At 66.0% G+C, this 17,544-nt stretch carries 13 protein-coding genes and 1 pseudogene; 9 read left to right on the top strand and 5 right to left on the bottom strand.

Annotated elements, in window-relative coordinates:
- The first annotated feature begins 9 nt into the window (after positions 1-9).
- The 6 genes from RM532_RS00140 (at position 10) to RM532_RS00115 (ending at position 9,070) form a co-directional block, all read left to right on the top strand.
- Positions 10-2,931 (top strand): methyl-accepting chemotaxis protein, encoded by a 2,922-nt coding sequence (locus tag RM532_RS00140; protein WP_311651055.1) that lies wholly within the window; start codon positions 10-12, stop codon positions 2,929-2,931.
- Positions 2,932-3,054: 123 nt separating this feature from the next.
- Complete coding sequence (locus RM532_RS00135) at positions 3,055-3,915, top strand: CheR family methyltransferase (RefSeq protein ID WP_311651053.1); 861 nt, start codon at positions 3,055-3,057, stop codon at positions 3,913-3,915.
- A complete protein-coding gene (gene cheD, locus RM532_RS00130) occupies positions 3,912-4,526 on the top strand; it encodes a chemoreceptor glutamine deamidase CheD (protein ID WP_311651052.1) in 615 nt (204 codons plus the stop codon). Before RM532_RS00135 ends, cheD begins: the two co-directional genes overlap by 4 nt.
- Before the next feature lie 15 nt (positions 4,527-4,541).
- Positions 4,542-5,624, top strand: a complete 1,083-nt coding sequence (locus RM532_RS00125; RefSeq protein WP_311651051.1) for a protein-glutamate methylesterase/protein-glutamine glutaminase — start codon at positions 4,542-4,544, stop codon at positions 5,622-5,624.
- 26 nt (positions 5,625-5,650) lie between these two features.
- Positions 5,651-6,814 carry a methyl-accepting chemotaxis protein gene (locus RM532_RS00120; protein ID WP_311651050.1) on the top strand — a complete coding sequence of 388 codons (1,164 nt, stop codon included), beginning with the start codon at positions 5,651-5,653 and terminating at the stop codon, positions 6,812-6,814.
- A 144-nt stretch (positions 6,815-6,958) separates the two neighbouring features.
- Positions 6,959-9,070: an EAL domain-containing protein gene (locus tag RM532_RS00115; protein ID WP_311651049.1), complete on the top strand. Its 2,112-nt coding sequence runs from the start codon at positions 6,959-6,961 to the stop codon at positions 9,068-9,070.
- Between the two features lie 38 nt (positions 9,071-9,108).
- Here RM532_RS00115 and RM532_RS00110 read toward each other — a convergent pair.
- Positions 9,109-9,492, bottom strand: a pseudogene (locus tag RM532_RS00110) (LexA family protein); the annotation flags it as partial.
- 184 nt (positions 9,493-9,676) lie between these two features.
- Positions 9,677-10,606, bottom strand: coding sequence for an alpha/beta fold hydrolase (locus tag RM532_RS00105; protein WP_311651047.1), 930 nt, complete (start codon positions 10,604-10,606; stop codon positions 9,677-9,679).
- Positions 10,607-10,710: 104 nt separating this feature from the next.
- Here RM532_RS00105 and RM532_RS00100 point away from each other — a divergent pair, with 104 nt between their 5' ends.
- From RM532_RS00100 to RM532_RS00090, 3 genes are all read left to right on the top strand, one after another.
- Positions 10,711-10,956 carry a plastocyanin/azurin family copper-binding protein gene (locus RM532_RS00100; RefSeq protein WP_311651046.1) on the top strand — a complete coding sequence of 82 codons (246 nt, stop codon included), beginning with the start codon at positions 10,711-10,713 and terminating at the stop codon, positions 10,954-10,956.
- 215 nt (positions 10,957-11,171) lie between these two features.
- The gene (gene yghU, locus RM532_RS00095) at positions 11,172-12,050 is read left to right on the top strand and encodes a glutathione-dependent disulfide-bond oxidoreductase (protein WP_311651045.1); all 879 of its coding nucleotides are present in this window, start codon (positions 11,172-11,174) and stop codon (positions 12,048-12,050) included.
- 111 nt (positions 12,051-12,161) lie between these two features.
- Complete coding sequence (locus tag RM532_RS00090; RefSeq protein WP_311651044.1) at positions 12,162-13,055, top strand: DMT family transporter; 894 nt, start codon at positions 12,162-12,164, stop codon at positions 13,053-13,055.
- A gap of 27 nt (positions 13,056-13,082) precedes the next feature.
- On the opposite strand, the gene RM532_RS00085 is transcribed toward RM532_RS00090, so the two are convergent.
- The 3 genes from RM532_RS00085 to katG form a co-directional block, all read right to left on the bottom strand.
- Positions 13,083-14,069 carry a cyclase family protein gene (locus tag RM532_RS00085; RefSeq protein WP_311651043.1) on the bottom strand — a complete coding sequence of 329 codons (987 nt, stop codon included), beginning with the start codon at positions 14,067-14,069 and terminating at the stop codon, positions 13,083-13,085.
- Positions 14,070-14,239: 170 nt separating this feature from the next.
- Complete coding sequence (locus tag RM532_RS00080; RefSeq protein WP_311651042.1) at positions 14,240-14,653, bottom strand: cupin domain-containing protein; 414 nt, start codon at positions 14,651-14,653, stop codon at positions 14,240-14,242.
- A gap of 168 nt (positions 14,654-14,821) precedes the next feature.
- Positions 14,822-17,041, bottom strand: a complete 2,220-nt coding sequence (gene katG, locus RM532_RS00075) for a catalase/peroxidase HPI (protein WP_311651041.1) — start codon at positions 17,039-17,041, stop codon at positions 14,822-14,824.
- Positions 17,042-17,544: the final 503 nt, after the last annotated feature.

Genomic DNA, 17,544 nt, shown 5'->3' with positions numbered 1-17,544 from the left:
ACCCAAACCATGTTCGGATTCAGTTTTTCGAATGGGTCCGCCCGTCGCGCGATGCAGGCGCGGTTGGCGGATCTGGAAGCCCTAACCAACGCGGTGAATCGCTCGCGTGGCGCCGTTACCTATGATCTCGACGGCACCATCCGCGACGTCAACGCCAATTTCAGTGGCCTGACCGGCTTCGACTCGGCGGCGCTGGCGGGCAAATCCCATGACCATCTCCTGGCCGACAACGACAATGCCGAGATCTGGACACGCCTGCAGCAGGGCGAGTTCGTCTCTGGCCGCTTCGCCTACCGGCGTGCCGACGGCAGCCGGTTCTGGGGCCAGGCGATCTACAACCCGCTGCTGGCGCCCGACGGCCGGCCCTACAAGGTGGTGCAATACATCACCGATGTCACCGATCAGGTGATGCAGGCGGCGGATTACCAGGGTCAGCTGGCTGCCATCTCCAAGGCCCAGGCGGTGATCGAATTCGATCTCGACGGCACCATCCGGACGGCCAACGACAACTTCCTGGGCGCACTGGGCTATACGCTCGAACAGGTCCAGGGTCAGCACCACCGTATCTTTGTCGATCCGGTGGAGCGTGAATCGGCCGAGTACCGCCGCTTCTGGGAAAAGCTCGGTCGCGGCGAGTACGACGCGGGCCAGTACAAGCGGCTGGCCCGGGACGGCCGGGAAATCTGGATCCAGGCGACCTACAACCCCATCTTCGACACCACCGGCAAGCCCTTCAAGGTGGTGAAGTACGCCACTGACGTGACCGAACAGGTTCAGCAGAACGCGGACTTCCGAGGTCAGCTGGCCGCCATTGGCAAGTCGCAGGCGGTGATCGAGTTCGATCTGGACGGCACTATCCGGACTGCCAATGACAACTTCCTCAACGCCGTAGGCTACACGCTGGACGAGGTTCGGGGTCAGCACCATCGCATCTTCGTGGAGCCGGCAACACGTGAATCGGCCGAGTATCGTCAATTCTGGGACAAGCTCGGCCGTGGCGAGTATGACGCGGGCCAGTACAAACGGTTGACCAAGGGTGGTCGCGAGATCTGGATTCAGGCCAGCTACAACCCGATCCTCGATGCCGACGGCAAGCCGTTCAAGGTGGTCAAGTACGCCACCGACGTCACCGACCAGGTGCTCGCCCGTCGGACCACCGAGCAGGCGGTCGCCGAGACCGGCGCGGTGGTCACTGCCGCCCGCGCCGGAGACCTGTCCAAGCGCATCCCGGTGGACGGCAAGAGTGAGCTGATTGCCGAGCTGTGCGAGGGCGTCAACGCGATGCTTGATGACATTGCGGCAAGGCGCGACGCCGAGCAGAAGATTGCGGCCGAAAATGTCCGTATTCGCAACGCCCTGGACAACGTCACCACCAACGTGATGATTGCCGACAACGACCGGCGGATCATCTACGGCAACAACTCCCTGATGGCCATGCTCACCGTGGCCGAGAGCGATATCCGCAAGGATCTGCCGCAGTTCGCGATGGACAAGGTCATGGGATCCACCATCGACATTTTCCACAAGAATCCGGACCACCAGCGGCGGATGCTGGAAAATCTCTCCGGCACCCATCGGGCCGAGATCGGCGTGGGCGGCCGCACCTTCAACCTGACCGTCAACCCGATCATCGACGAGGGCGGTACCCGTCTGGGCACGGTGGTGGAGTGGCAGGATCGCACCGCGGAAGTGGCGGTGGAGTCCGAGGTCAACGAGATTGTCGAGGCGGCGGTCAACGGCGAATTCAGTCGCCGCATCGCGCTGGACGACAAGGACGGCTTCTTCGAGCGGCTGGCCCGGGGTATCAACGATCTGCTTAGCACCAGCGAAGCCGGTCTCAACGACATCGCCCGGGTGCTGGCCGCGCTGGCCAAGGGGGACCTCACCGAGTCGATCGAGGCCGACTACAAGGGCACGTTCGGCCAACTCAAGACCGATGCCAACGCCACGGTGGATCAGCTCAAGACCATCGTGTCCGGCATCAAGCTGGCGGCCGAGACCATCGACACGGCCGCCCGCGAGATTGCCGCCGGCAACGCGGATCTGTCGTCGCGCACCGAGCAGCAGGCCGCCAGCCTCGAGGAGACCGCCTCCAGCATGGAGGAGTTCACCTCGACCGTGAAGCAGAACGCCGACAACGCCAGCCAGGCCAACCAGCTGGCCATTGGCGCCAGCGACGTGGCCAAGCGTGGCGGCGACGTGGTCGGCCAGGTGGTCACCACGATGGATGCCATCAACGAAAGCTCGAAGAAGATCGTCGACATCATCGGCGTGATCGACGGTATCGCCTTCCAGACCAACATCCTGGCGCTCAACGCGGCGGTGGAAGCCGCCCGGGCCGGCGAGCAGGGCCGCGGCTTCGCGGTGGTCGCCGGCGAGGTGCGCAGTCTGGCGCAACGCTCCTCCGCGGCCGCCAAGGAAATCAAGACCCTGATCGGCAATTCGGTCGAGAAGGTCGAGAACGGCTCCGATCTGGTCAGCCAGGCGGGCCAGACGATGGCCGAGATCGTCGATTCGGTGAAGCGGGTGACCGACATCATGGCCGAGATCAGCGCCGCTTCGCGCGAACAGAGTTCCGGTATCGAACAGGTGAACCAGACCGTCACCCAGATGGACGAGGTTACCCAGCAGAACGCCGCCCTGGTAGAGGAAGCCTCGGCATCGGCCCGCTCGCTGGAGGAGCAGGCGGCCGGGCTGGTGGAGTCGGTGCGGGTGTTCCGGCTCGACGATCAGACCGGTGCCATTCGCGTGGCCCCGGCCCTGGCTGCCGACGCGACGCGCAAGGCTGGAAACGGCAAGGCTGCTTCGACCCAGCGGCGTGGGCCGTCGGCCCCCGCGCGCGCCGAGGTTGCGCGCAAAGGCAGCGGCCAAACCGCGAACGGGCATGCCGTCAGCCAGGGGCACGATAGTGATCACTGGGTCGAGTTCTGATCTCGCGGGAGGGGCCGCCCTTCCGCGCGTCGTGTCCGTGCCGGCCTGGCGCAGCTGGGCAGTGATGCTGGCCCGCCAGGGCACCGGCTTTGCCGGTGCCGTGCTCGGGCCGGACACGCCCTCATGACGGCAGCCAGCCGCGGCAGCGGCGAGCGCGAGTTTGCCTTCGATGACGGGCATTTCCGTCAGGTCTGCCAGCTCATCCACGACCGGGCCGGCATCGCGCTGTCGCCGGGCAAGAAGGACATGGTCTACAGCCGGCTTTGCCGCCGGCTGCGGGCCCTGGGACTGTCCGAGTTCGACACCTATATCCAGCGGCTTAGCCGGCACTCGGATCCGGAGTGGGAGGCGTTCACCAATGCGCTGACCACCAACCTGACCGCCTTCTTCCGCGAGCCGCATCACTTCACCTGGCTGGCCGAATTCCTGGCCGCCCGGCTAGCGGGTGGCAAGACTCGTGTGTGGTGTGCCGCGGCCTCCACCGGGGAGGAGCCCTTTTCTATCGCCATGGTGGCGGCGGAAACACTGGGTCGGCGCGTCGGTACGCTGGAGCAGGTGGCCACGGATGTGGACACCGCGGTGCTGGCACGCGCCCGCGCCGGGGTCTACGACGTGGATCGCATCGACGACTTGTCCGCCGACCGGCGCAAGCGCTTCTTCCAGCGGGGCACCGGACCCAACGCCGGCAAGGTGCGGGTGCGCCCGGAGATGGCGAGCACGATCCGTTTCCAGCCGCTCAACCTGGTGGCGCCGGAATGGCGGCTGGACGGGACCTTCGACGTGATCTTCTGCCGCAACGTGATGATCTACTTCGACAAGCCCACCCAGCGCCGGATTCTCGAGCGCATGCACCAGCGGTTGGCGCCCGAGGGGTATCTGGTTGCCGGTCACTCGGAGAGCTATCTCAATGTGCCGTCGCTGTTCACGCCCTGCGGGCGCACCATCTACCGGCGTGCCGGGATCAGCGGGGTGCAGGCGGCATGAGCGGGGCGGCAGCAACCGTGCCGGTCGAGACCCGCATGCCGATGCGGTTTCACGACAACCGCCTGGGCGCCACGGTGGCGAAGATTCTGCCTGGCGCGTTTTTTGCCACCGCCGAGGACATCGTTCTGATGACGGTGCTGGGATCGTGCGTGGCGGTCTGCCTGTATGACCCGCAGGCCCGCATTGGTGGCATGAATCATTTCATGCTGCCGGAGGATCGCAGTGTCGGGTCGGTGAGTGCATCGGGGCGCTACGGCTCGCATGCCATGGAACTGCTGATCAACGACATGCTCAAGGCCGGCGCCGAGCGCGCCCGCCTGACCGCCAAGGTATTCGGCGGCGCGGCGGTGCTGGCCAGTCTGGCCGGCAGTCGAGTGGGCGAACGCAATGCCGAATTCGTGCGGGCCTATCTGGCCGCCGAGAAGATTCCGGTGCTGGCCGCGGACCTCGAGGGGTTGCAGCCACGCAAGGTGCTGCTTTACGCCGCCCAGGGACGGGTGCGCGTCCGGCACCTGGCGGCGGTCGAAGCCGGCTCGGTAGCGGTACAGGAAAAAACCTACCGCGCCCGCCTGTCCACCGAACCGGTGGCCGGCGACGTTGCTCTGTTCTAGGCCCCGGGTATCGACATGCAAAAGATACGTGTGCTGATCGTCGACGATTCGGCCCTGGTGCGACAGGTGCTTACCGAACTGCTTACGGCGGACCCGGCCATCGAGGTGGTGGGCACGGCCGCCGATCCCTATCTGGCCCGGGAAAAGATCAAGACTTTGGCGCCGGACGTTCTCACGCTGGATGTGGAAATGCCGCGCATGGACGGGCTGACCTTCCTCGCCAACCTGATGCGGCTGCGGCCGATGCCGGTGGTCATGGTGTCCTCGCTGACCGAGCGCGGGGCCGAGGTCACCCTCAAGGCGCTGGAACTGGGGGCGGTGGATTTCGTCACCAAGCCGCGCCTGGGCCTGACCGAGGGACTGCAGGAATACGCCGAGGATCTGGTCGCGAAGGTACGTCAGGCCGCCGTGGCGCGGGTATCCGCCCGCGCCGGGGGGCCCGCCAACGCCGGGCCGGTGATTCGCATGACCAGCCTGCGCACCACCGATCAGGTGATTGCCATCGGCGCCTCCACCGGGGGGACCGAAGCCATCCGCGCCGTGCTTCAGGTACTGCCGCCGGACTGCCCCCCGGTGGTCATCGCCCAGCATATTCCGGCGGCGTTCAGTGCCTCGTTCGCGGAGCGTCTGGACCAGCACTCGGCATTGGTGGTTTGCGAATCCCGTGGCAACGAGCGGCTGATGGCCGGCCATGCCTACGTCGCGCCGGGAGACCGGCATCTGCAGGTGGTGTGCAGTGGGGCGCATTTCCTGACCCGCCTGGACGACGGACCGCCGGTCAATCGGCACAAGCCGAGCGTGGACGTGCTGTTCGATTCGGTGGCCGTGGCCTGTGGCCGGAATGCCATCGCTGCCATCCTCACCGGCATGGGTGAGGACGGTGCGCGTGGCCTGCTGGCGATGCGCGAGGCCGGGGCAACCACCGTGGCGCAGGACGAGGCATCCAGTGTGGTCTGGGGCATGCCCGGCTCGGCGGTACGCCTGGGCGCGGCAGACAAGGTGCTGCCGCTGGCCGAGGTACCGGCCGCGCTGGTGGGTGGTGACAAGCCGGTGCGGTCCGTGACCGGCGTTAAAACAAACAATCTGTCGGTCCGTTAAGAAAGACGGGTCCATTGGAGAAGGCAATGCGTTACAAGCATCTGGTCACTGGCGTCGGCATACCGGCACTTGCCACTCTGGCGCACGTGATAACCGTCACCCAGACAGTGCCGGCGGCACTACGCTGGACTGTCCTGGCGGCCATGCTCGCCAGCTGGGGTTACTATGTGTGGATTCGGGAGCGGGGTCTGATGCACCCGTCGGAGGCCACCGCCGACGAGGCTGCGCTGCTCGACGAACTGGCCGAAACCGGCCGCTCGGAACTGTCCCTGGCCGAGGCCGAGGTGGCACGGGTGGCCACGCTCATCAACGACGCGGTGGCCAAGCTCACGAGCAGCTTCAACGACATCAACGGACTGGTCCGCGAACAGGGCGGCCAGGTGCGCGGCATCGTCCAGACCGGCGACAACGGCTCGGCCAACGTCAGCGGCTTTGCCAGCTCCGTGGGTGATCTGATGACCCACATGGTGGGAGTGCTCGCCGACGGCAGCCAGCGCAGTTCCGATACGGTTACCCGCATTGACGCCATGGCCCAGCATCTGGACGGCATCTTCGCGCTGCTGGAGGACGTCAAGTCGATTGCCGACCAGACCAACCTGCTGGCGCTGAACGCCGCCATCGAGGCCGCTCGCGCCGGCGAGGCCGGCCGCGGCTTTGCGGTGGTGGCCGAGGAAGTGCGCAGTCTCTCCGAGCGCTCGGCGGTGTTCAATGAACAGATTCGCAAGCTGGTGACCAGTTCCCGCGAGGCCATCGCCAACGTCAGCGATACCGTGGGTGACATGGCGTCCCGCAACCAGGAAGCCAGCAAGCAGGCCCAGAGCCGGGCCGACGGACTGGTCCGTGACATCGAGGGGTTGAACAAGACCCTGTCACAGGCGCTGGGTGAGGTGTCGGCGAGCAGCCAGCGCATCGACCAGGCCGCGCAGGTGGCAGTGCGGTCGCTGCAGTTCGAGGACATCGCGACCCAGGCGCTGGGGGCGGCCAGACGCCATCTGGAGCGGGTCCGCCAGCTGGGCGATAACGCGGGCGAACTACGCTCGCTGGGTGAGACTAGGCCGGGCCGTGACGCCGAGGTAAAGCGCCTGGCTACCCGTGAGCGCATTGTCGGTCAGGCCGACGAATGGCGTCAGCCGCCGCACAATCCGGTTTCCCAGGTATCGGTCTCGCCAGGTAACGTCGAGCTCTTCTGATTGCGCCCGGCGCCGGGCCATCCCCGCCCGGCCGGCGTTCCCGTTACTAAAGAAATCACGCTTCTGCCGTTAAGCACGGCATGGAGCGTGATTCCTTTTTTGCGCGGCACACCAGCGGCTGCGGGATACCCGTCGGGGCCGGCGATGACTGACACGCCGCCCGGCAAGGTGATTCCCATGTTTGCCGAGCTGGCGCTGCGCGAAAGCGAACGGCGATTCCAGCAGGCATTCGACCATGCCCCCATCGGGTTCGCGCTGGTGGCGCCGGATGGCCGCCTGCTGGCGGTCAATCGCGAACTCTGCGTGATGCTCGAATACGATCGCCCGACACTGCTTGAGCGAGATTTCCAGTCCATCACGCATCCTGACGATCTGGCCAAGGATCTGGCCCATGTCGAGGCGCTGCTGGAGGGTCGGGCCGACGACTACCGGATCGAAAAACGCTATATCACCCGATCCGGGGCCGTCGTCGAGGCCCAGCTTGACGTTTCCCTGCTAAGGGGCGTGGACGGCCGACCCATCCATTTCCTGTCGCAGATTCAGGACATTACCGCACGCAAGCAGCAGGCCCTGGACCTGGCCAAGGTCGAAACGGTGGCCCAGGCCACGCTTTCGGCGCTGGGTGAGGGGGTCATCCGCTGTGATGCCGACGGGCGAATCGCCGATGCCAATGCCGCCGCGCTGACCATGCTCGATGTCGGCCTGGATGCGATCGTCGGAGAGCCGGTGGCGCGAATCGTTTTGCTGGAGGGCATCGATGACGGGCAACCGCTGGCGGACCCGGTGGTGGCCGTACTGGCGCGGGGAGATGTGGTTCGACTGGCCCGGTTCGCCCGTCTGAACAACGGGAGTCCGACACCGCCGATCGTCACCGCCATGGCTTCGCCGATCCGGCTGGCCGAGGCAGAAATCGGCGGCGCGGTCCTGGTGCTGCAGGATGTCGGCGAGCTTCACAACGCCACCGAGGAGCTGATCTATCTGGCCAGCCACGATGCGTTGACCGGGTTGCTCAATCGCAGCGCCCTGGAAAAACATCTGCGCAGCGCCATGGGCGCGGTTGCCTCGCCGCCCCGCTATCTGCTGCACATGAATCTCGACCACTTCCGCACCGTCAACGACATCTGTGGTACGCCGGTCGGGGACCGGGTGCTGGAAGATCTGGCTGCTCTCCTGCAGGCGGCGCTCGCGCCCCGGGCAAGGCTGGCCCGACTGAGCGGCGACGAATTCGCCGCGCTGGTGACCGCCGATGATCGGGACGCGGTGGCCGCGCTGGCCAGCGAGCTCATTGATACCGTGGACCGCTATCACCTGATTCACGAGGATCGGCCCTACACCGTGAGCCTGAGCGTGGGCATCGCGCGGCTTATGCCTGACGATCGCGAACCGTCCGAACTACTGGTCCGCGCGGATGCCGCGCTGGACGTTGCGCGGCAGTCGGGGCGGCACCGGGTGCATTTCCACAGCGACGACGATCCGGCCATCCGCTTCAACCTGGCAGCGCGTGACGCCGCACAGCGGATCCACCGTGCCCTTGAACAGGACGGCTTCGAACTGCATCTGCAGGCGATCGTCGATGCCGCCGGCCAGCCGCTGGGTTACGAGGCGCTGCTTCGTCTACGGGATGGGCCGGACATGCTGCCGCCGGGCGAGTTTCTGCCTGCCGCTAAGCATCTGGGGCTGATGCCGGCCATCGACGAGTGGGTGATCAACGCCTCGCTGGACCTGGTCGGTTCACGCACCACCGCCGGCCAGTGGCCGGCGCAGCGGTATCTGTCGATCAACCTCAGTGCGGGCAGCGTAAGCGATCCGCTCTTCGGCGCCCGCCTGCTGGACTGCCTGCGCCAACGCGGGCCGCCGGTGGGGGCGCTGCGCTTCGAGATCACCGAGACCGACGAGCTTCGCGGCCGGGATTACGAAGCCCTGATCGCGGCGCTGAGGGCGGCCGGGTACCGGGTCTGGCTAGATGACTTCGGCAGCGGTTACAACACTTTCGAACTGCTCAAGCGGTTGCCCGTCGACGGCATCAAGATTGACGGCCTGTTTACCCGCGAGCTGCGCGAGGATCCCATCGATGCAGTGCTGGTGGCGGCCATTGCCGATGTGGGCCGGCGACTGGCTATCGAGGTGGTGGCCGAAGGTGTCGAGGACGCGGGCAGCCTGGAAGTTCTGACCAGACTTGGTCTGGGCTGTTTCCAGGGTTTCTACTTCCACCGCGGTGAGTCTGCCGCCGCCGCCCTGGCGCGACCGACGACCTGACGGGCCCGAGGAATCTCTGCCGCCGGGATGTTCTCGGGCTATGCGGCGACGGTTTCCGAGTCGGCCACACGCCCCACGTAGACGCCTTCGATGATCACCTGATCGGCGGGGATGCGGATATCGGCATAGGCCTCGTTGGCGGGCACCAGCACCACCTCGCCGTTGTCGATACGCAGTTCCTTCACCGTCACGTCCTCGCCGTGGCGGGCCACCACGATGTCGCCGGGACGGGCGCTGGACTGCTTGCGCACCGCAATCAGGTCGCGGTCGGCAATGCCAGCGCCGGTCATCGAGTCGCCGCGCACCCGCAGGAGATAATCCGGCCGGTACTTGAAGCGGGCGGCAGGCACGTGGATCACCTTTTCGGTGTTCTCGATCGCCGCAATCGGGGCGCCGGCGGCCACTCGACCGATCACGGGCAGTGTCAGCCAGCCTGCCGGCGGGGCGGACAGAACATCGGCGGGTTGCGTCTGGGCGGAAACGGGCATGGGAGGCACCGGCAATCGCTGAATAGGAAGTGTATATAAATACACTTTGACGATCGGAGCAAGTACCGATTTCGGATTGCCTGGCCCGATAGCCGGTTCCGGCCCGGCTCGCGGGCGATCAGGCCCCGCCCGCGAAAAAGCGTAACAGCGCGTCATGAACCTCGTCCGGCGCCTCCTCGGGCAGGAAGTGGCCGCAGGCCAGTGCCCGGCCTTCCGGCTGTTCGGCGTAGTCCCGCCATACGCTCAGCACGTCGTAGGTGCGATGGACGAAACCGCGGTTGCCCCAGAGCACCAGCAACGGGCAGGTGATGCGCCGGTCACGGTCGGCCTCGTCATGGACCAGGTCGATGCCGGCCGCCGCCCGATAATCCTCGCAGCTGGCATGAATGGCCGCCGGGTCGGCGAAGCAACGCTCGTACTCGGCTACTGCGGCTGCATCGAAACGGGCGCCGGGGGCCGCCCAGCGACGCAGCTTTTCGCGCAGGTAGTAGCCGGGGTCGGCGCCGATCATCGTTTCCGGCAGCCCGTCCGGCTGGATCAGGAAGAACCAGTGGTAATAGCCGGTGGCGAAATGCTGGTCGGTGTGCCGGAACATGTGCAGGGTGGGAGCGATGTCCATGACGCAGGCGCGGCCCACGCGATCCGGAAAATCCAGAGCCAGGCGGTGGGTCACCCGGGCACCGCGGTCGTGGCCGGCCACATCGAATGCTGCATAACCGAGTGCATCCATGACCGCGATCATGTCCCGGGCCATGTTGCGCTTGGCGTAGGCGGCGTAGCCGTCACCGCCGGGTGGTTTGCTGCTTTGACCGTAGCCGCGCAGATCCGGGCAGATCACATGGAAGTGCTGCGCGAGCCGGGGCGCCACGGCGTGCCACATCAGGTGGGTCTGCGGGTAGCCGTGCAGCAGAAGCAGTGGGGGACCGTTGCCGCCATGGGTCAGATGAATCTCGCCGGCATCGGTGGTTACGCGTCGGGTCTCGAATGTCGATCCGAACAAGGTGAGCGTGGTGCGGTCGGAGGGATTGGCCACGATGGGTGATGCCATGCCGGATTGAACGCTCAGTGTGCCATCTGCCGCAACTGTCTGATGCGCTGATTCACGCCCCGATTTGTATTGGGGTTTTTGGATTAAGAGGAGTGGCTCAATCGGTGCTGGTACCTGATGGTGGTTCCGAGTGGCAGGGCGAAATCAACGAAGAGGTGACGGTCACACTGGACAAGCCCGGCAGGTACATCTACAAGTGCCAGCCACACATGGCCCTGGCAATGGTCGGGGCGATCCAGGTTGGCGAGCCCGGAAATCTGGACGCGGCGAAGACCAGGGCCGAGGAAATGGCCGCCGGTTCTGCCACCAACAAGGACCGGCTGAACGGGTATCTGTCGCAGGTGGAATGACGATGTCCGGCGCCCAGGCTGCGGTCTGGCGGCCCCGGGGCCGGTCGGCTCCCCAGGGACGGCTTCCGGGTCGCTCCCTTCGTTGCCAGCGGGATTGCGCGGGGCCGGTCGTCTGCTGTTGGCAAGTTGTTTTGTCCCGGCCCTTGGGGCTACGCTTGCGGCCGCCATTCCCGCGGGCACCGCGCTCTGCGTTGCCGCCAACCGAAGAGGCACTGATGACCGATAACACCGGCTACACACCCCCGGCCGTCTGGACCTGGGACGCCGAGAGCGGCGGCAAGTTCGCGAATATCAACCGGCCCGTCGCCGGGGCCACCCATGACCAGACACTGTCGGTGGGCAAGCACCCGTTGCAGTTGTACTCCGTGGCCACACCCAACGGGGTCAAGGTCACGGTCATGCTCGAGGAACTGCTGGCGCGGGGCCATGCCGGGGCCGAATACGATGCCTGGCTGGTCAACATCTTCGAGGGCGAGCAGTTCTCCAGCGGCTTCGTCGAGGTCAATCCCAATTCCAAGATCCCGGCGCTGATGGATCACAGCACCGACACCCCCACACGGGTATTCGAGTCCGGTGCCATCCTGCTGTATCTGGCCGAGAAGTTCGGTGCGTTCCTGCCGACCGAGCCGGGCGCGCGCACCGAGGCATTGAACTGGCTGTTCTGGCAGATGGGCAGCGCGCCATTCCTGGGCGGCGGCTTCGGCCATTTCTATGCTTATGCGCCGGAGCCCATGGAATACCCGATCAACCGCTTCACCATGGAAGTGAAGCGTCAGCTGGACGTGCTCGACCGGCACCTGGCGGAGCACGCCTTCCTAGCGGGCGAGTCGTACAGCATTGCCGACATGGCCAACTGGCCCTGGTACGGCGTGCTCGCCAAGGGGCACCTCTACGATGCCGCGGAATTCCTGCAGGTGCAGGAGTACCGGAACGTGCAGCGCTGGGCCGACGAGATCGAAGCCCGGCCGGCGGTGCAGCGTGGCCGCATGGTCAACCGCGTGTGGGGGGAGCCGGCCGAGCAGCTGCCGGAACGCCACGACGCCAGCGACTTCGAACACCGCACCAAGGACAAGCTGGACGCCGCCAGCGCCTGATCCCCATAGGCGGCGGGCCGCGGCGTCGGGCCGCCGCCCGTCGCCCGGATCAGGCCTTTCGCTCTGTCCGGTTGTCGTAATCCGGCAATCCGTCCAACCCGCTGCCGTTCGATGCCCCACGCCTGGTTCGCCTATGTCCTGCTGATTGGCACCGCCATGACCTGGGGCGCCAATGCGGTGGCCGGCAAGTTTGCGGTGGGGCATGTCGATCCGCTGGTGCTCACGCATCTGCGCTGGGGAGTCGCCAGTCTGGCGGCGCTGCCCTTCGCCTGGCCGCATCTGCGGCACGACTGGCCGGTCATTCGGCGGCACCTGCCGCTGCTGGCGGCCTATGGCGCGGTCGGCTTTGCCGGTTTCAACCTGGCCCTGTACAGCGCCCTGAACCACACCAGCGCGGTCAATGTGGTGATCGAGCAGGCCGGCATGCCAGGCGTGATCCTGGCGCTGAGTTTTCTGTTCCTGCGCCAGCGGCCGCGCGCCGGGCAGCTGGCAGGCTTCGTGATGACGGTGGCCGGTGTGGCGGTGGTGGTGTCGGCCGGCGAGCCGGCCCGGCTGCTGGCATTGTCCCTCAACCGGGGTGATGCGCTGATGCTGGTGGCCATCGTCTGCTACAGCGCCTACGCCGTGGCGTTGCGGCGTCGGCCCGCCATGCACTGGCTGAGCTTCATCGTGGTGATTGCCGCCGCCGCGTGGCTGGTCACCCTGCCGATCGCGGTCTGGCAGGTCGCCGCCGATCCCGCGGCCTGGCCGGATCAGCGCGGCTGGCTGGTGGTGGTATTCGCCGCCCTGCTGCCGGGAGTGCTGGCCCAGGCAGCCTTCATCCGTGGCACGGAAATGATCGGGGCCAACCGCGCCGGCCTGTTCATCAACCTGGTGCCGTTGTTCGGTACCGGTTTTTCCGTGCTGTTGCTGGGCGAGACCTTCCACGGCTTCCATGCCGCGGCACTCGCGCTGGTGCTGGGCGGGATCGCCCTGGCCGAACGCAGCCGGGGCGCGGCTCCCTGAGCGCCCCGGCGGCCGGCACCGTCGGCCTCAGCGAATCGCGGTGGGATTCACGATCGCCTGCACCCCGCCGGTGAAGCGCGGCGCGCCCAGCACGAACATGAACTCGGACACGCCGTCCGCCACCAGTTCGGCGCTGTCCATGTTCTCCAGAATGTAGATGCCGTTGCGGGCCAGCAGTTCCTGGTGCACCTCGAACACACCGACGCCCTCCTCGAACGGGATCACCTCCAGGCCCCAGGTGTCGGCGCCCACTGCCACCACGTTGCGCTCGGCCAGATAGCGGGCGCCCTCCAGCCCCAGACCGGGTTCGGCGGTGATGTAGCGTTCGTCGTCCTCGCCCACCAGCTCCAGCCAGCCGGTGTGGAACAACACCACATCGCCCTCGCGGATTTCCACCCCCTGAGCCTCGGCCTGGGCTTCGATTTCCTCGCGGTTGAAGGCGGTGCCTTCCGGGACGATGGTCTCGTCGTAGTACTCGGTCATGTCCAGCACCACCCCGCGGGTGACAAAGTTGGGCAACTGGTGGATGCCCAGTGCGGTCAGCCCGTCGGCCTGCACGAAATCGCTGGCGTGGTGACAGTTGTAGTAGACGTTGTCGATGCCGATGTGGCCGAGCCCGTCGATCTGCGAGCCGGTGCCCACGTAGCCCATGTGGATGTCGTCGTTGAATACCGTGTCGCTGGGGCCGATGCTCGCGCCCCCGGCCTGGCCGGGCTGGGTGATCACCATCGACCAGGAGCGTGATCCATAGGCCGGGGTGTCGGCACTGGTTTCCCCGCCCAGCCCGTAGACCTTGCCGCGCGTCACCAGCTCGGCGGCGGCCAGGGCCCGTTCCTCGGTGAGCAGATTGGCGGCGCCTATCTCGTCGGCGGGGCCCCAGTCGGACTGGCACCACTCGGGGGCATCCGGCGCCTGTGCCGGCAACTTCTCATTGTCGTTGTCGGCCGCTGTCGCGGTGCCGATTGCCAGCCCGGCGAGCAGGGCGACGTGCCACATGGCGGTTTTCAAACGCATAGCCGATTCTCCTCCTTGTTATACCTGCCAGTTTACTGGTTCGAGGCTCGCGGGACAGGTGTGGTGGGACGTGTCCGGCGCCTCAACTTAGTCGGGCGGTGGTGGCCGGTTGGTGCATGCGGTCGGCGACTTGAGTCGCAGGGCCGCACCGCCCGCCGCAGCCTCACGCATCAACCCATCGGCGGGCCCAGCAGGTCGATCCCATGGCGGCTGAAAAACGCCTCGATATCATCGGGATCGAAGTCGCCGGCAACCAGGCGCTGGAAGAAGGCCTCGCTCTCGCCGGCGGGCAGTAGCGAAAAGTGCAGTTCGGAGGTCTCGTCAAGAAGATTGCGGAATGCGTGGGTTGCGCCGGCTGGCACGGTGATGCAGTCCCCGGGTCCTGCGTCGATGCTGTCGCCCTCCAGCAGGAATCGATACCGGCCGCGAATGACGTGGAATACCTCGATCTGATCGCGGTGCCGATGCAGCGGCGGGCCGGCACCGGCCGGCGTGCGTTCACGGAAACTCGCCATGGCACCGTGGGTGACGCTGCCTGACACCAGGGTTTCGATATCGAATTCCATGACGGTCGAGTCGCCCATGAAACGCAGCCAAGACCGCGGGCCCTGATTGTCCGACGGTTCCGGCTGGGCTGACAAGCCAGCCAGATGGGACAAAAAACGGCGCGCCGGTTGCCCGACGCGCCGCATCTTTCGGATCGGGCCTAGTACCGGTGCCGGGCTGTGCCCCCGGCACCGGTGTCACCGCAATCAGGCCAGGTCGAAGCGGTCCGCGTTCATCACCTTGTTCCAGGCGGCGACGAAGTCCTGTGCGAACTTCTGCTTCGCATCGGCCTGGGCATAGACCTCCGACAGCGCCCGCAACTGCGAGTTGGAGCCGAACACCAGGTCCACGCGGGTGCCGGTCCACTTCTTCTTGCCGGTGTCGCGGTCCAGGCCCTCGAACACGTCCTCGTCGTCGGCGCTGACCTTCCATTCGGTGGCCATGTCGGTCAGGTTGACGAAGAAGTCGTTGGTCAGCTGCCCGGGCCGATCGGTGAGCACGCCGTGCTGGCTGCCTTCGTGATTGGCATTCAGCGCGCGCATGCCGCCCACCAGCACCGTCATTTCCGGCGCTGTCAGGCCCAGCAGCTGGGCACGGTCGACGAGCATTTCCTCGTCGGCAACCGTGAACTTCGTGCGCCGGTAGTTGCGGAAGCCGTCGGCTTCCGGCTCCAGCGGTTCGAAGGACTCGACGTCGGTCTGCTCGTCGGTGGCGTCGGTGCGGCCCGGGGCAAACGGCACGTGTACCGGGTTGCCGGCATCCAGCGCCGCCTTCTCGATGGCCGCGGCGCCGCCGAGCACGATCAGATCGGCCAGGGAGACCTTCTTGTTGCCGTACTGGGCATCGTTGAAGGCCTTCTGCACGCCTTCCAGCTGGTCGAGAACCTTGGCCAGCTGGCGCGGCTGGTTGGCTTCCCAGTCCTTCATCGGCGCCAGACGGATGCGGGCGCCATTGGCACCGCCACGCATGTCCGAACCGCGGTAGGTGGAGGCCGAGGCCCAGGCGGTGAACACCAGCTCGGACACGCTCAGCCCGGTGGCCAGAATTTGCTGCTTGAGCTGTTCGGCGTCGAGCTCGTCGATCAGCACGTGGTCCACCGGCGGGACCGGGTCCTGCCAGATCAGGTCCTCGGCCGGCACTTCCGGTCCGAGGTAGCGCACCTTCGGCCCCATGTCACGATGGGTCAGCTTGAACCAGGCACGGGCGAAGGCATCGGCGAATTCGTCCGGGTTCTCGTGGAAATGCTTGGCGATCTTGCTGTATTCCGGGTCATAGCGCATCGCCATGTCCGCCGTGGTCATGATCAGGTTGACCTTCTGCGAGGGGTCTTCCACGTCCGGCGCGTGATCCTCGTCCTTGAGGTTCCTGGGCTGCCACTGATTGGCGCCGGCCGGGCTCTTGGTCAGTTCCCATTCGTAGCCGAACAGCACATCCAGGTAACCCATGTCCCACTTGGTGGGGTTGGGCGTCCAGGGGCCTTCCAGGCCGCTGGTGATGGTGTCGCGACCCTTGCCCTTGCCGTGGCTGTTGGCCCAGCCGAAGCCCATGGCTTCCATTGGCGCGGCTTCCGGCTCCACGCCCACGTTGTCGGCATCGCCGGCGCCGTGGACCTTGCCGAAGGTGTGGCCGCCGGCGGTCAGGGCGACGGTTTCGTAGTCGTTCATGGCCATGCGGGCGAAGGTCTCGCGGATGTCTTGGGCCGACTTCAGCGGGTCCGGCTCGCCGTCCGGGCCTTCCGGGTTGACGTAGATCAGGCCCATCTGCACCGCGGCCAGCGGGCTCTCCAGCTCGCGCTCGCCCGAATAACGGCTGTTGGGCTTGTCACTGGTGGCCAGCCATTCGGTCTCGGCACCCCAGTAGATGTCCTCTTCCGGCGCGTAGATGTCCTCGCGCCCGCCGGCAAAGCCGAAGGTCTTGAAGCCCATGGACTCCAGCGCGACATTGCCGGTGAGGATGAACAGATCGGCCCAGGACAGCTTGTTGCCGTACTTCTGCTTGATCGGCCACAGCAGGCGGCGCGCCTTGTCCAGGTTGCCGTTGTCGGGCCAGCTGTTGATCGGGGAGAAGCGCTGGTTGCCGGTAGCAGCACCGCCGCGGCCGTCGGCCGTGCGGTAGGTGCCCGCCGCGTGCCAGGCCATGCGGATCATGAAGGGGCCGTAATGGCCGTAGTCGGCTGGCCACCATTCCTTGGAATCGGTCATCAGCGCGGTCAGATCCTGCTTGACCGCCGCCAGATCGAGCTTGCTGAATTCTTCCGCGTAGTCGAAATCCTCGCCGAGCGGGTTCGACTTCGGGGTGTGCTGATGCAGGATGCCCAGATTCAACTGGTTGGGCCACCAGTCCCTGGGGCCACCGCCGCCACCATGCAGCTGGGTGCGGCTGCCGTGCATGACCGGGCACCTGCCTGTGTTATCACCATCCGCCATAACGTTTCCTCCTGTCGTATCTAGGCTTTGGTCTCCGCCTCGGGGCACAAGGTAGTGCCCCGGCATCTATATGACAAATAAATTCTTTCTGAGAGATTGATAGTTTTTGCGAATTAATCGTGCGGGTGCGAATTGCGCCAATACTGCAGGCTCGCGGTATTCGTTGACAGTTCTGAGACAGGCGTTACACGGCGCGGGTTCAGCGGAATTGATCGGGCCTGTTTGCGCCGTCCGTGGGGCGCCATTCATGGCGCCTCTTCAACTGGGCATACCGGCACAAGCCAAGCGTAGCCCGCGTTCCAGTGTTTTCAGGATGGCGACGAAGAAGATTTCGCCCCGCTGAAGCGGGCCGGGTAACTTTCTTGTGCGACAAGAAAGTCACCAAAGGAACGCTTCCGGCGGGCGAGTCCTGCCTCGAACGGGGTTCGAGGCAGGATGCCCTGTGCGCTTCGGTCGGCGAGGGGGTTTTTCGACGGTACTTCCATGTACCGACGAAAACCGTG

It is taken from the genome of Spectribacter hydrogenoxidans, from assembly GCF_031846275.1.
Taxonomy (GTDB): Bacteria; Pseudomonadota; Gammaproteobacteria; order Nevskiales; family Salinisphaeraceae; genus Spectribacter; species Spectribacter hydrogenoxidans.
Note: the sequence above shows the minus strand (reverse complement) of the source record. Positions and strands in the feature narration are given on the sequence as shown.